Source organism: Alkalihalobacterium elongatum (assembly GCF_019024285.1).
GTDB lineage: Bacteria > Bacillota > Bacilli > Bacillales > Bacillaceae_F > Alkalihalobacterium > Alkalihalobacterium elongatum.
This window is the reverse complement of sequence record NZ_WMKZ01000024.1, coordinates 14,514-29,617: the sequence shown is the minus strand read 5'-3', so window position 1 is coordinate 29,617 and position 15,104 is coordinate 14,514. Positions and strand designations below refer to the sequence as shown.

18 protein-coding genes are annotated in these 15,104 nt (G+C 35.8%); all 18 read left to right on the top strand.

All coding sequences use genetic code 11. The features are described 5' to 3' along the window. Positions 1-433 precede the first annotated feature (433 nt). Positions 434-1,534, top strand: coding sequence for an undecaprenyldiphospho-muramoylpentapeptide beta-N-acetylglucosaminyltransferase (gene murG / locus GKP30_RS18060; protein ID WP_216830871.1), 1,101 nt, complete (start codon positions 434-436; stop codon positions 1,532-1,534). 107 nt (positions 1,535-1,641) lie between these two features. After that, a complete protein-coding gene (gene murB, locus GKP30_RS18055; protein ID WP_216830870.1) occupies positions 1,642-2,559 on the top strand; it encodes a UDP-N-acetylmuramate dehydrogenase in 918 nt (305 codons plus the stop codon). Positions 2,560-2,673: 114 nt separating this feature from the next. After that, a complete protein-coding gene (locus GKP30_RS18050; RefSeq protein ID WP_216830869.1) occupies positions 2,674-3,453 on the top strand; it encodes a cell division protein FtsQ/DivIB in 780 nt (259 codons plus the stop codon). After that, on the top strand, positions 3,437-4,150 hold the full coding sequence (locus tag GKP30_RS18045) for a DUF881 domain-containing protein (RefSeq protein ID WP_216830868.1): 714 nt from the start codon (positions 3,437-3,439) through the stop codon (positions 4,148-4,150). The genes GKP30_RS18050 and GKP30_RS18045 overlap by 17 nt, the downstream gene beginning before the upstream one ends. 4 nt (positions 4,151-4,154) lie before the next feature. Then, the gene (locus tag GKP30_RS18040) at positions 4,155-4,862 is read left to right on the top strand and encodes a DUF881 domain-containing protein (protein WP_216830867.1); all 708 of its coding nucleotides are present in this window, start codon (positions 4,155-4,157) and stop codon (positions 4,860-4,862) included. 7 nt (positions 4,863-4,869) lie between these two features. Next, entirely contained in the window at positions 4,870-5,229 is a 360-nt protein-coding gene (locus tag GKP30_RS18035) for a small basic family protein (protein ID WP_216830866.1), read from the top strand. 247 nt (positions 5,230-5,476) lie between these two features. Then, positions 5,477-6,754 (top strand): cell division protein FtsA, encoded by a 1,278-nt coding sequence (gene ftsA / locus GKP30_RS18030; protein WP_216830865.1) that lies wholly within the window; start codon positions 5,477-5,479, stop codon positions 6,752-6,754. 156 nt (positions 6,755-6,910) lie between these two features. After that, on the top strand, positions 6,911-8,053 hold the full coding sequence (ftsZ, locus tag GKP30_RS18025; RefSeq protein ID WP_216830864.1) for a cell division protein FtsZ: 1,143 nt from the start codon (positions 6,911-6,913) through the stop codon (positions 8,051-8,053). Between the two features lie 198 nt (positions 8,054-8,251). Continuing rightward, positions 8,252-9,175 (top strand): sigma-E processing peptidase SpoIIGA, encoded by a 924-nt coding sequence (gene spoIIGA / locus GKP30_RS18020; protein ID WP_216830863.1) that lies wholly within the window; start codon positions 8,252-8,254, stop codon positions 9,173-9,175. 27 nt (positions 9,176-9,202) lie between these two features. Next, positions 9,203-9,916, top strand: a complete 714-nt coding sequence (gene sigE / locus GKP30_RS18015) for an RNA polymerase sporulation sigma factor SigE (RefSeq protein WP_216830862.1) — start codon at positions 9,203-9,205, stop codon at positions 9,914-9,916. A 121-nt stretch (positions 9,917-10,037) separates the two neighbouring features. Continuing rightward, a complete protein-coding gene (gene sigG, locus GKP30_RS18010; protein ID WP_236035179.1) occupies positions 10,038-10,856 on the top strand; it encodes an RNA polymerase sporulation sigma factor SigG in 819 nt (272 codons plus the stop codon). A 167-nt stretch (positions 10,857-11,023) separates the two neighbouring features. After that, positions 11,024-11,293 (top strand): YlmC/YmxH family sporulation protein, encoded by a 270-nt coding sequence (locus GKP30_RS18005; RefSeq protein ID WP_216830860.1) that lies wholly within the window; start codon positions 11,024-11,026, stop codon positions 11,291-11,293. Positions 11,294-11,428: 135 nt separating this feature from the next. Beyond that, positions 11,429-12,256, top strand: a complete 828-nt coding sequence (gene pgeF / locus GKP30_RS18000) for a peptidoglycan editing factor PgeF (protein ID WP_216830859.1) — start codon at positions 11,429-11,431, stop codon at positions 12,254-12,256. Between the two features lie 20 nt (positions 12,257-12,276). Beyond that, positions 12,277-12,951: a YggS family pyridoxal phosphate-dependent enzyme gene (locus GKP30_RS17995; RefSeq protein WP_216830858.1), complete on the top strand. Its 675-nt coding sequence runs from the start codon at positions 12,277-12,279 to the stop codon at positions 12,949-12,951. 26 nt (positions 12,952-12,977) lie between these two features. Continuing rightward, on the top strand, positions 12,978-13,424 hold the full coding sequence (locus GKP30_RS17990) for a cell division protein SepF (RefSeq protein WP_216830857.1): 447 nt from the start codon (positions 12,978-12,980) through the stop codon (positions 13,422-13,424). A 20-nt stretch (positions 13,425-13,444) separates the two neighbouring features. Beyond that, a complete protein-coding gene (locus GKP30_RS17985) occupies positions 13,445-13,702 on the top strand; it encodes a YggT family protein (protein ID WP_216830856.1) in 258 nt (85 codons plus the stop codon). Between the two features lie 16 nt (positions 13,703-13,718). Continuing rightward, positions 13,719-14,492, top strand: a complete 774-nt coding sequence (locus GKP30_RS17980; RefSeq protein ID WP_216830855.1) for a YlmH family RNA-binding protein — start codon at positions 13,719-13,721, stop codon at positions 14,490-14,492. 82 nt (positions 14,493-14,574) lie between these two features. Then, positions 14,575-15,069: a DivIVA domain-containing protein gene (locus GKP30_RS17975; RefSeq protein WP_216830854.1), complete on the top strand. Its 495-nt coding sequence runs from the start codon at positions 14,575-14,577 to the stop codon at positions 15,067-15,069. Positions 15,070-15,104 lie beyond the last annotated feature (35 nt).

Below are 15,104 nucleotides of genomic sequence, written 5' to 3'. Positions count from 1 at the left end.
TCCTAACTAGAGGGATATTTCTTTGTGTTAGTGCATTACTGTTAATATCGGTTCCTAACTTTAACAGTGTTTTTTGTATAAGATTATGTTTTGAGATTGCAGGTCCTGTTTACAATTGAATAAAAAGAACACTAAATTAGTACACTTTATAAAATTTTACACAATCCTTTATAAGCATTATGTATAATCCAAGGTATCGTTCTGATAAAATGGTAATAGAAAATAGTTAATATGGAGTTTACGGAACTTTTACTTCTTTTAAATATTTGGAAACTTTTCATATGGCACTTTTCTTAACGCTTGTATGCTATTGAGCGAATAACCAAGCATTCTTGGTTATTCAGGCTTTAACGTGAAGCTAAAAACATCCAATAGCAACCGAAATTTACGAGAACAGCCATTTATATTAAGACAGAGATGATGGAGGAATTAAATGAGAGTAGTTGTTAGTGGTGGAGGAACTGGAGGGCATATATATCCTGCCTTGTCATTAATCAAAGAAATAAAAAAGCATTATAAGGATGCAGAAATTTTGTACATAGGAACAGAGAATGGATTAGAGAGTGAGCTTGTTACTCGTGAAAATATCCCATTTAAAACGATAAAAATTACTGGGTTTCGTAGAAAGATTTCTTTTGAAAATGTAAAGACGATTTATCGTTTCCTTAAAGGAACAAGCGACTCTAAGAAGCTCATTAAACAGTTTAATCCTGATGTTGTAGTAGGTACTGGTGGCTATGTTTGTGGCCCAGTTGTTTATGCTGCCTCACAATTAAAAATCCCAACAGTAATTCATGAACAAAATAGTGTACCTGGACTTACTAATAAATTTTTAAGCCGTTATGTAGATAGGATCGTCTTATCATTTCCCGAATCTAAAAACTTCTTTCCAGAGACTAAAACGGTTTATCTTGGAAACCCAAGGGCGTCAGAAGTAATCTTAACTGATGCAGAGCGTGGAAGAGAGTCAGTTGGGCTTAATGCGGAGAAAAAATCGGTGCTTATAGTTGGTGGGAGTCGAGGAGCTAGACCGATTAATGACGCATTCCTAGAAGTCCTTCCAGAGATGAATAAATTTGATTATCAGTTCTTATATGTAACTGGCCAAGTTCACTTTGATAGAGTCATGGAAGAAGTGAAAGCGAAAGGTAACCCTGAAAATGTTATTATTAAGCCGTTTATTCATAACATGCCTGAAGTATTAGCTGGGGTCGATCTAATTGTAGCCAGAGCTGGGGCAACAACTTTAGCTGAAATAACAGCCTTAGGCCTTCCTAGCATTTTAATACCGAGTCCTTACGTAACGAATAATCATCAAGAGAAAAATGCACGTTCTTTAAGTGTAAAAGGTGCAGCAATTGTTAGGTTAGAAAAAGAAATGAGTGGTACAGTTTTACTTGAGGATATTGATGAAATTTTTAAAAAGCCTGGAAAATGGGAAGAAATGCATAATGCAGCTCTATCACTTGGAATGCCTGAAGCAGCGAAGCACTTTGTAGAGCTCCTTGCTGATTTGTCCCAATCTAAAAAATAATAAGGTGAACACGCGGAGTAGGCGGCTGCATACAATAATAATAAAATTTTAAGGTAGTTTACCACTTGTAGTTAGTTATTTTTCAATAAGTGAGGAGATAAAAGACGATGGAACAATTTATTCAACAACTTAGAGAAAAAAATATTGGCAAAGTCCTCGTCCAAGAACCATTAGCCAACCATACAACATGGAAGATTGGAGGGCCTGCTGAATTATTAGTGGAGCCAAATGATGTTGAATCATTAAAGGAACTAATGAAATTAATTCGTAAAGAAAACATTCCTTGGCGTGTAATCGGAAGAGGATCTAACTTACTTGTAAGTGATAATGGTATAGAGGGAGTAGTCATTAAATTAGGAGATGGCATTAGTCATCTTGAAATTGATGGCGAAGAAATCAAAGTGGGTGGAGGCTATTCTGTTATCAAATTAGCAATGGTAATTAGTAAAAAAGGTCTTTCTGGTTTAGAGTTTGCTAGTGGAATACCAGGTTCTATCGGTGGAGCAGTATTTATGAATGCTGGTGCCCATGGGTCTGATATATCCCAAATATTATCAAAGGCACACATCCTATTTGAAGATGGGAGTATGAAATGGCTAACCAATGAGGAGCTAGACTTTTCTTATCGTACATCTAGATTACAAAAGGAAAAAGCAATTTGTGTTGAAGCAGTTTTTCAGCTGAAAGCTGGAGATCGTGATGAGATTGTAAAGGTCATGCAGAAGAATAAAGATTATCGAAGGGTATCACAGCCATGGAATTATCCGTGCGCTGGTAGTGTATTCAGGAACCCGCTACCCAATTATGCTGGACAATTGATTGAAAAAGCAGGGCTAAAAGGGTTCCAGTTAGGTGGTGCCCAAGTTTCAGAGATGCATGGGAATTTTATTGTCAATATAGCTGATGCTAAGGCTGATGATGTTTTAAGTTTAATTCAACATATCAAATCAACCATTCGTGAAAAGTTTGCAGTCGAAATAGAAACAGAAGTAGAGATTGTCGGAAAAAAAGAAAACAACGAATGAGCATAACCTTCTATTTGTGTTATAATACAATAATGTAACCTTAAATTTTATGTGAACGGCATAAATCTTTTATGCCGTTTTCTAAGTATAAACACTTGCAATGGAGGTTGGATTATGGTTGATGAAAAGGTCATTACCATCAACGACAGAATACCTAAGTTAAAGGAACAAAGAAAACAACGGGCAAACCGTAGATTAATTTTCTTTTTGTCGTTTTTCTTTTTACTTATCCTCTTAGTTATTTATTTTCAATCTCCTTTAAGTCATATTAAGACGATTGAAGTACGTGGAAACTATTACTTGCCATCAGAGACAATCGTTAAAGCCTCTAGATTACAGAGTGGGACAAGCATTTGGAAACTAAATGAAGACGAAGTTATACAAAGGTTGATCAATTTAAAAGAAATTGAATCAGTAGACCTTTCGAGAAAATTCCCTAATACTATTGAACTTCATGTCGTTGAACATCAACGAGTTGCTTATATGTACCAAGAAGGAAAATATTTTCCCATTCTAAGTACAGGTGTATTCTTAGATGAGTTACCTCCTAATGAGATGCCTGTTGATGCACCAATTCTAAAAGATTGGGAACCTGGTCCTGTCGCACAAGAGCTAGCAACAGAAATAACCAAGTTATCCGATGGATTGTTTAATAGAATATCGGAAATTTATTATACGCCAACGGAAACGGACCCTCTTAGAATAATTGTTTATATGAATGACGGGTTTGAAGTGCATTCCACTGTTCGAAACTTTTCAGAAAAAATTGCACCATACCCTTCTATTGTTAAAGAAATAGATTCAAATAAATTAGGTATAATTCATATGAGAATGACGCCATATTTTGAGGAGTTTATTGGTGAGGAGGAAGAGGAAGGTGAAGGTGAATGGTAAACATGTTATTCTTTCACTTGTCCTATTGGTAACAGGTTTTATATTAGCAATATCTTATCAATTCGCTAAAGAGCATCAAGATACAAACCCGATCACTCAGCGCCAATGGAGACATGAGGATGAACTTCGTAACAACATAATATTAGAACAAGCAATAAATAGGAATTTACAAGAAGATTTACGAGGATATCAAACACAGTTGAGAGAAATTGAAACACAAATCTCAGATTTAACTGTGGAACAGGAAGTACGAGTTGCTTCTTTAATAGAAGATTTAGATAGACTCCGAAAATTAGTAGGAACTGTAAAGGTTAAAGGTCCAGGAATTGAAGTTACACTCGCTGATAGTTCGTATATACCTGATGGAGCAAACCCTAATGATTATATCGTCCATGAAGAGCAAATACAGAAGGTTGTTCAAGAGTTGTTAGTTGCGGGCGCTGAAGCCGTGGCGATCAACGGATATCGTTTATCAAATAATTCTTTTATTCAATGCATTGGCCCTGTTATCTATATCGATGGTTACACGTCTTATGCTCCATTCGTTATAACTGCAATTGGAGACCCTTTAAATTTAGAAGGATCCATGACGCTACCAGGAGGAGTCAGAGACCAATTGGTTAATGATTTTATTGAAGTAAGGATGCAACAAAAAAACGAGATCATTATGGAACCTTACTTAGCTGAAAGTAGGTGACCTCATGAATAAAAAAATTATTTTTATGATTGTGACTCTCATCATTGGCTTCATGCTGGCCATTCAATTTCAGTCTACCAAAGAACCAGTTGTTAGGGATACAAGAGATATTAGAGAGTTAAGGAAAGAACTAAGAGCCGAGCAGGATAGACATCAACAGCTTACACAGGAGATTGAAAAATACGCTACACTAATCGCTCAGTATGAAGCATCCTTAAATGACAAGAAGGAAGATGTTGAAAGTGTAATGGAAGAGCAAATAGAAAGCCTCAGAAAAGATGCTGGTTTAACAGAGGTTACAGGAGAAGGGATTATCCTTACTATTGAACCACTTTATCAAGATCAATTTTTTGGTCATCAAAGACATTCCATTTCTCCAGTTTTACTCCGCTTTCTCATTAACGAATTGAACTTTAATGGTGCCCAAGAAATTGCAATCGGTAATCAAAGAATTATTTCGACAACTGCATTTCGAGAAGTAAATGGTGTAACTCGTGTAAATAATAGGAGGCTACCGCCATTGCCAATACAAATCAAAGTCTTAACAGATGATGCACAGAAACTTCATAACGAAATGGTTGTTTCAGAATCTGTAGAATACTTTGAAATAGATAATTTAAAATTAACGTCTACACCGATTAATTTTCTTGAATTACCAGCTTTTGATGATACACCAAGAGTGAGGTTTATGGAGCAAGTGAAGGAGGATTAACCAACCAATGTGGTTGCCAATTATTGGATTGATTTTAGGGGTAATATTAGGTTTTTTTACAGAATTTCGTATTCCTGACGAGTATTCCAATTATTTATCAATTGCGGTATTAGCTGCATTAGATACATTATTTGGTGGAATTCGTGCACATTTGCAAAATAGTTTTGATTCAAACGTATTTCTGACTGGTTTCTTTTTTAATATCCTTCTTGCTGCAGGTTTAGCTTTTCTAGGTGTTCATCTTGGTGTAGACTTATATTTAGCAGCAATTTTTGCTTTCGGTGTGCGACTATTTAACAACATCGCTGTAATTCGTCGAATGTTGCTGTCGAATTGGAAAGAAAGAAGGAATGAGAACAAAGCTTAGAGACATATTTTCATAGTCTCATAAGTGATGAAAACAAGCAAATTTTTGAAAAAATGTGAGATTTTTAAAGAAAAACAAAAAAATAAGAGGGAAAAGCTATTTAATGTTGAATTATTTTATAGTTAAATAAATTTTCCTTCTCTATTTTCTCGCTAGAGTTTTTAAACATTATGGCATTTGATAATCTTAGAAAATTAGTTATTATTTAGCAGTCTTTTGCTACACAGAACAAAAGGAGGTGCCACAGATGAACAACAATGATATTTACGTTAGCTTAGACATCGGTACATCCAATGTAAGAGTAATCATTGGAGAAATGGCCAATGGATCACTAAACATCATTGGTGTTGGAAATACGAAATCCCATGGGATTAAGAAAGGCTCCATTGTAGATATTGATGAAACTGTAAAATCAATTAAGAGAGCTGTCGATCAAGCAGAAAGAATGATCGGTTTATCAATAAAGCAAGTAATTGTAGGTGTGAATGGTAACCATGTCCAATTACAGCCATGTCATGGTGTAGTTGCAGTATCAAGTCCAGACCGCGAGATTGGTGATGAAGATATTGCTCGTGTTATAGACGCGGCTCAGGTGGTATCCATTCCGCCAGAACGTGAAATTATTGATGTCATCCCTCGTCAGTTTATTGTAGACGGTTTAGATGAGATCAATGACCCAAGAGGCATGATTGGTGTTCGGCTAGAGATGGAAGGCACTATTATCACTGGATCAAAAACGATATTACATAATTTATTGAGATGTGTAGAACGTGCTGGACTACAAATAGCTGATATTTGTCTCCAACCACTTGCTGGGGGAGCAGTTGCGATTTCAAAAGATGAGAAGAGCCTTGGAGTTGGTCTTGTAGATATTGGTGGTGGCTCAACTACAATTTCTATCTTCGAACAAGGAACACTTAAAGCGACTTCAGTTATCCCTATTGGTGGTGACCATGTTACAAATGATATTGCTATTGGTTTAAGAACTTCTGGTGAAGAAGCTGAACGCATTAAGTTAAAGCATGGACATTCCTACATTGATGAAGCTTCTGATGCAGAAATCTTCAAAGTTTCTGTTATTGGAAGTAATGATCAAGATGAGTTCTCTCAATACGATATCGCACACATTATTGAGGCACGGATGGATGAGATCTTTGAACTTATCGAAAAAGAAGTTCAACGCTTAGGCTATGGAGTTTTACCAGGAGGCTTTGTACTAACTGGTGGGGCAGTAATGGTTCCAGGTGTGCTAGAACTAGCCCGTGAAGTTCTACGTTGTAATGTGAGAGTCGCTATTCCAGATTATATTGGAGTTCGTGAACCACAATATACAACTGGAGTAGGCTTAATACAATTTGCATACCGCAATGTAAAAATTCAAGGGAAAGAAGTGGCAGCATCAGTTTCTGACTTGAATCAAGGAGAAAAGACTAATTCTAAGAAGGAAAAAGCAGCTCCTAAGGCGAAAGAGGATAAAGAAGGTATGAAAAAAGTAAAAAGTTGGTTTAAAGTATTTTTTGAATAATAGTGCGTGTTCAAAAAGAAATAGAATCCTAGAATTTAATGAGTGTTGGCTTAAATATTGTAACACGTTAGTAATTCATTAGAGGTGTTTCTTATACTTTTTGGATAACCTTCAATATTGATTTACGGCATACATGATGAATTAGGAGGACCTTACATGTTAGAGTTTGAAATGGATATGGATCAACTAGCGACAATTAAAGTTATTGGCGTTGGTGGAGGCGGAAGTAACGCTGTAAACCGTATGATCGAAAATGGTTTACAAGGCGTTGAGTTTATTGCTGTGAATACAGATGCGCAAGCCTTACACCTGTCGAAAGCAGAAATAAAGCTACAATTAGGTGGAAAGCTTACGCGTGGACTTGGTGCAGGAGCAAATCCTGATATCGGAAAAAAAGCTGCGGAAGAAAGTAAAGAACAAATTGAAGAGGCTTTACAAGGTGCTGACATGGTCTTTATTACAGCAGGGATGGGAGGCGGAACTGGTACAGGTGCTGCACCAGTAATCGCTGAAATTGCTAAAGAACTAGGTGCCTTAACGGTCGGTGTTGTTACAAGACCATTTACATTTGAAGGACGTAAGCGTTCAAATCAAGCTGGTGGTGGTATTGACGCGTTAAAAGAAAAAGTCGATACGTTAATTGTTATCCCAAATGATCGCCTATTAGAGATCGTTGATAAGAATACACCAATGCTTGAAGCGTTCCGTGAAGCTGATAATGTACTTCGTCAAGGTGTACAAGGTATTTCAGACCTCATTGCAGTTCCAGGTTTAATCAACTTAGACTTTGCCGATGTAAAAACGATTATGGTGGATAAAGGATCTGCATTAATGGGGATCGGAATTGCGACGGGTGAAAACCGTGCAGCAGAAGCGGCCAAGAAGGCTATTTCTAGTCCATTACTTGAAACTTCAGTAGATGGAGCTCAAGGTGTTCTAATGAACATCACTGGTGGCTCTAATCTAAGTTTATATGAAGTACATGAAGCAGCTGAGATTGTCTCTGCGGCATCGGATCCGGAAGTTAATATGATCTTTGGATCTGTTATCAATGAAAATTTAAAGGATGAGATTGTAGTAACGGTTATTGCGACAGGTTTTGAAGATAGTGAGAGTAATACGATGGCTCCGCCGCAATTACAAAGACCATCCGTACAACAAAAGGTTGGAAATACAGCTCCGAAACATGAGGAAGTTAAAGAACCTAGGTTAAAACCACAAGTTCAACAACAACCTGAACAAACAGAAACATTAGATATTCCAACATTTTTACGTAACCGTAGAAGACGTTCTAAGTAAAAATGTTAATGAACTGGCTCATATGGGTCAGTTCTTTTTTTATGCAAAAAATTGTCAATCAATTACCATGTTCCTTTGACAGTATAAGTGCAAATCTATCAAAATAACTATTTAATCTCGTCATAAACTGACAGACTTATAAATAGAATCTGATATATACTTGGCTAAACATACCAAAAATGATTGAGAGGACATGCAATGACCATTTATTTGGATGTTATTTGGTTTCTTAATTTATGTATTGACTTTCTCTTAATCTGGATAACTGCAATAACACTCAAAAGAAACATACATAAATGGCGGTTATTCTTAGCAGCTCTTTTTGCGTCACTTATTGTCTTTTTTATGTTTACACCAATTGGCCATTTGTTTTACCAGCCTTGGATGAAAATTCTTTACTCAATGGCAATCGTATGGATCGCATTTGGGTTTTATCGATTAACGTACTTTATTCAAAATTTATTTATGTTTTACTTTGTTACTTTTATGACGGGGGGAGGCTTGTTTGCTCTTCACTTCTTTTGGCAAACGGAGATTGAGATATTGGATGGAGTTATGTTTACAAAAACATCGGGATTCGGAAGCACATTTAGCTGGATATTTGTTTTAATCGGTTTCCCTCTTGTATGGTTGTTTTCTAAACATCAGTTAAAACAAGTGGAAACAAGAAAAATTCATTATGAACAAGTGGTAAATGTGGAAATCTCAATTGGTCAAGATATGTTAAGCATGAAAGGTCTAGTCGATAGTGGGAACCAATTACATGATCCAATTACTAGAGCTCCAGTTATGGTCATAGAAAAGGACGCATTACATTCTATGCTAAACAACGAAGAAATTGAACTACTTCTCGATTATGAAAATTTAGAGAAAATATACGAAAAGAACCATCCTTTCTGTGAAAGGATTAGAATTATCCCATATCGAGTTGTAGGCAAGGACCAACAATTTATGATTGCTATTAAGCCTGATCATGTTAAAGTGACAACGGCTAATGAGCAGCATCTTGTAAAAAAAGTGCTAATTGGGATTAACGATATTAAACTATCAAACGATGGAGACTATCAATGTATTGTTCATCCGAAGATGCTTGTTGCAGGAGAAGGAAAAAAATTAGCTTAGTTTTACATTTATTGAGGAGGCAATAACATGCTAAAGTTGAAGTTTACGTTGATGTGGCAGAGAATATTATACCGCTTGGGAATGAAACCAGACGAAATATATTATATAGGCGGAAGTGAAGCGCTACCCCCACCATTATCAAAAGAAGAAGAAGCACATCTATTAAGTAAGTTACCAACTGGTGATAAGGCTGTTCGTGCCATGTTGATTGAACGAAACTTAAGGCTTGTCGTATATATTGCACGTAAATTTGAGAACACGGGCATTAATATCGAAGACCTAATTAGTATTGGAACAATTGGATTAATTAAAGCAGTTAATACTTTTAACCCAGAAAAGAAAATTAAATTAGCAACATATGCTTCACGTTGTATAGAAAATGAGATACTTATGTATTTACGACGTAATAACAAAATTCGTTCTGAAGTTTCTTTTGATGAACCGCTCAATATAGATTGGGATGGAAATGAATTACTATTGTCAGACGTACTTGGAACTGAAGAAGATATTATTACAAAAGGAATAGAAGAAAAAGTTGACCGTAAATTACTAGTAAAAGCATTACACACATTAAATGATCGAGAAAAACAAATAATGGAACTTCGTTTTGGTCTAGCTGGAGATGAGGAGAAAACTCAAAAAGATGTTGCTGATTTACTAGGGATATCTCAATCTTATATCTCACGCCTTGAAAAACGTATTATTAAGCGATTAAGAAAAGAATTTAATAAGATGGTCTAATTTTCGATAAAAAAATATTTGAATGCCTACAAACGTTGTAATACCATGAACTGATTTGATTTATCAGAATTTAATCGACGAGTTTTAGTGCATATTTTTCCCTCTCAAGGAGATACTTTACATGAACATCATTCTCCTGTTGGGAGGGAAAGAATTGACACGAAATAAGGTTGAAATTTGTGGAGTTGACACAGCGAAATTACCTGTACTAACGAATAAAGAAATGCGTGAGTTATTTACGCAAATGCAAAGCGGTGACATTAGTGCCCGTGAAAAGTTAGTCAATGGTAATCTTCGGCTTGTCCTAAGCGTAATCCAACGCTTTAATAACCGTGGTGAATATGTAGATGATCTTTTTCAAGTTGGTTGTATAGGTTTAATGAAATCAATCGATAATTTCGATTTAAGCCAAAATGTAAAGTTTTCTACATACGCTGTCCCTATGATCATCGGTGAAATTAGAAGGTACTTAAGAGATAACAATCCAATTCGAGTGTCGAGGTCTTTGCGTGACATTGCTTATAAGGCTTTACAAGTTCGAGATCAGCTAATGGCTGAGAAGAACAGAGACCGCGAACCAACGGTACAAGAAATTTCTAAAGTACTGGATGTTCCAAAGGAGGATGTTGTGTTCGCTTTGGACGCTATTCAGGATCCGGTATCCCTTTTTGAGCCGATTTACAATGATGGTGGAGATCCAATTTACGTAATGGACCAAATTAGTGATGACAAGCAAAAAGATGTTAATTGGGTTGAAGAAATTGCACTTCGTGAGGCGATGATCCGGTTGAATGACAGGGAAAAGTTAATTTTAAATATGAGGTTTTTCCAAGGAAAGACTCAAATGGAAGTTGCAGACGAAATCGGTATCTCACAGGCACAAGTATCTAGGCTTGAAAAAGCAGCCATCCAACAAATGAATAAACACGCTCAAAGCTAATAAAAAGACCGGGTAACAAAAATGTTACTCGGTCTTTTTCAATGGCTTTTTTTTCAAGGCTGTTTTTTTGTATACTTTAGTACCTTTGGATATTTTTTGAGATATTATTGGTTGTATTATCATATAGATGAAGTATTACAGCATCGTTATGGAAGGTGGCGTTAATTATGATGAAAATATCTGATCTCCAATCAAAGGATATAGTTAATATGGAAAATGGGAAACGACTAGGTAATTTAACTGATCTCGATATCAACCTATCGACAGGTCAAATTGATGCTATTATTATCAATGGAACAGGCAAAATGATGAGTTTTTTTAATCGAGAAACACAAGAGTTTGTCATTCCTTGGAGTAATATTGTTAAAATAGGAAACGATGTTATTTTAGTGCACTTACCAGAGCCTTATCAACCATATTCGACAGGTGGAAGTTAAGAAAAACGAGGGATAAAAGGCGAAACTTAATACTCTTTGCAAGAAAAATATGCTAAAATAGATAAAAACAATCAAAATTATGGCATTTTTTGTTGTTTAAAGCTTAACGAAAAAACATGGATAGGAAGTGATTTTTTGGTCCATGAACCGTTTAACCAAACGGGAGACGAATTATTAGTAATCTCGGATTGGGAAAAGAAGGACAATAATCTCTGTGTAGGCTTTAGTACTCGTCTAGGAGGTGTCGGCAAATCACCATATGACTCATTAAATGTAGGGCTACATGTATATGACGAGGACTCTATCGTTCTAAAAAATCGCCAAATTGTAGCTGAATTTCTTAATTTTCCTATTGAAAATTGGGTAGTAGGTGAGCAAGTTCACGATGCCAAGATAAAAAAAGTGACTAGTGGTGATGCCAGTAGAGGTGGACTTTCAACCAAGACAGCTATCGATGGTGTAGATGGATTATATACAAAAGAAAAAAACATTCTACTTGTCAGTTTATATGCTGACTGTGTACCGTTATACTTCTTTGCACCAAAACATGAGCTGATCGGTTTAGCACACGCAGGTTGGAAAGGAACGGTTGGTAAGATTGGTCCTAAAATGATTGAAGATTGGACAACCGTTGAGGGAATAGATGTGAATGATATCATGGTTGTAATTGGACCAGCAATTAGTCAAGAAGAGTATGAGGTTGATACTAATGTTATTCGAGCAGTCGATAATGCATTACCAAGTAGTGAGGAGCGACCATATATTCCTTCTAAACCTGGACACTACTTATTAGATTTAAAGAGGTTAAATAAGCAATTACTGATTAATGCAGGTATTCCAAGTGATAATATAAAAACTAGCCAATATTGTACAGCTAGTAAGACAAATTTATTTTTTTCTCACCGAAAAGAGCTCGGGAAAACGGGCAGGATGATGAGTTATATAGGATTTAATTGTATGTAAATAGAAAGGAGAACGCTCGATTGACAGTTAAAGAAAACCTACAGAAAATACAAGAAGAAATTGCTGCTGCCTGTCAACGTTCAGGGCGCAACCTTAATGATGTAAAAATAATTGCAGTCACTAAATATGTGACTGTTGAAAGAACTCAACAAGCATTAGATGCAGGTGTTTTTCATATTGGTGAAAACAGAGTAGAAGGTTTACTCGAAAAAACAAATTCCATTAATGCGGATCCAGTTTTACATTTTATCGGATCTCTTCAATCGAAAAAAGTCAAAAAAGTGATAGATCATATCGATTATCTTCACTCATTAGATCGTTTATCCTTAGCAGAGGAAATACAAAAAAGATGGAGCTCACAAGAACCATTGAAATGCTTTGTTCAAGTAAACGTCTCGGGTGAAGAATCGAAGTCAGGCCTTGATCCAAATCAAATAATCTCGTTCATCCATGATCTCTCTTTATTCCCTGCAATTCAAGTAGTTGGACTTATGACTATGGCTCCTTTTGTTGAGAATTCAGAGGAAACTCGCCCTGTATTTAAGCAGCTTCGATTATTACAGCAAGAAGTACAAGCTTTATCACTTGAACATGCTCCGTGCACAGAATTGTCAATGGGGATGTCAAATGATTACATAATTGCAGTAGAAGAAGGTGCAACTTTCATTCGGATCGGATCTTCGCTTGTCGGTTAAAAATCGAGGTCAAAGGAGGAATTTTAGTGGGTATGAAATCGAGGTTTAAACGTTTTTTTGAATTGGAAGAAGATTCGCAAGATTATGAATCTTATAATGAGGAAGTTGCTGCAGCCCAAGAAGAGGTACCACAGCACCGTAGGAATGAGAAACAAGCTAAAAATCAAAATGTTGTCAGTCTGCAGAGTGTACAAAAAGCGGCAGCAAAAGTTATTTTAATTGAACCTAGAACGTATGACGAGGTTCAAGATATAGCAGACCACTTAAAAAATAGGAAAGCTGTAATTATAAACTTACAACGAATTTCAAATGAGCAAGGAAAGCGAATTGTCGATTTTTTAAGTGGAACAGTGTATGCTATAGGAGGAGACATTCAAAAGCTTGGAGTAAGTATATTTTTATGTACTCCAGATAATGTAGACGTTTCTGGATCAATAACAGAAATGATGCAAGAGAGATTTGAACAACGTTAGAATGGTGGTGGATTAATTAAATGCAAGGAATTGGAGCTTTATTAAATTTAGCAATTATGGTTTATTCATACATGATCATTGCGTATATTCTAATGTCATGGTTTCCAAACGCAAAGGAGTCTTCTATCGGTCAATTCTTAGGTTCAGTTGTAGAACCTTACTTAGCACCGTTTAGAAAGTTTATTCCTCCTCTGGGTATGATTGATATTTCGCCAATTGTAGCTATTTTTGCCTTATCATTTGCACGATACGGAGTTGCTGCATTATTCGGAATGTAACTGGTGATAAAAAAATATGAATATTTACCAGCACTTTAGGAATGAAGAACGAGTATTTGTTGATCAAGTATTAGATTGGAAACAGGAAGTTATCGTTCAATACACATATAAACTAACTGACTTTCTTGATCCCCGTCAGCAAGATATATTAAAAACGATTATAGGTAAAGATGAGGAAATATGCCTCTCCTTTTGGGGAGGCACTTCTTATACCGAGCGCAAACGTGCTATGATCTATCCTTCTTTTTTTGAACTTTCTAAGAATGACTTTCAAATTCAAGCTTTTGAGCTAAGATATCCTAGAAAGTTTATAACATTAGAACATCGAGATATACTCGGCTCTATGATGGGATTAGGTATGAAGCGAGAAAAATTTGGCGATATCATCTTAAATAGTGAAGTGGTTCAGTTAATGGTCGCCCATGAAGTAGGCAGCTTTATTGAATTAAATTTACAAAAAGTTGGACAAGCTAAAGTTAAAATTGTTCCAATAAATGAAGAAGATATCGTTGAAACACTAGAAGAGTGGACTGAAGAGTCAACAACTATTTCTTCCTTACGACTAGATACCTTGCTCTCTGGAATGTACAATATTTCTCGAACTAAATCATCTCTTTTTATCGATAGAGGACTAGTTAAGGTGAATTGGAAAACGGTTGAAGATGGAGCCTTTCAGATCCAAGAAGGAGATTATTTTTCTGTAAGAGGACTTGGGAGAAGTAAGTTATTATCGATCGCTGGTTCTACAAAAAAGGGAAAAATTCGCATTTTATTTGGAAGGAAAAAATAAATTATTAATAGAAAAAGAAGGATATGTTCATTTTCTGTCGAATATATCAAAGAATTTAACGACAAGATTTGGAGGTGGAGTTGTGCCTTTAACACCGCTTGATATTCATAATAAAGAGTTTACTCGCGGATTCCGTGGTTACGATGAAGATGAGGTTAATGAGTTTCTTGACCAAATCATAAAAGATTATGAAGCTGTACTACGGGAAAAGAAGGAAATGTTTGAACGGGTACAGGACCTTGATGGGAAATTAGAGCATTATAACAAAATTGAGGAAACTTTAAATAAATCAATTTTAGTAGCTCAAGAATCTGCCGAAGAGGTTCGTCGTAGTGCTCAAAAAGAAGCACAATTAATTGTTAAGGAAGCAGAGAAAAATGCGGATCGAATAATTAATGATGCATTAACGAAATCAAGAAAAGTGATGTTAGAAATTGAAGAGTTAAAGAAACAAGCTTCTGTTTATCGTATAAGATTTAAGATGCTTGTAGAAGCACAGTTAGAAATGCTCCAAACCGATGATTGGGATGAACTCTCAAAAGTTGAGGAAACAGTGGAAAAAGAAACTGTAGAATAAACATCATTTGACATTTGTATAAATTTTTTATATAA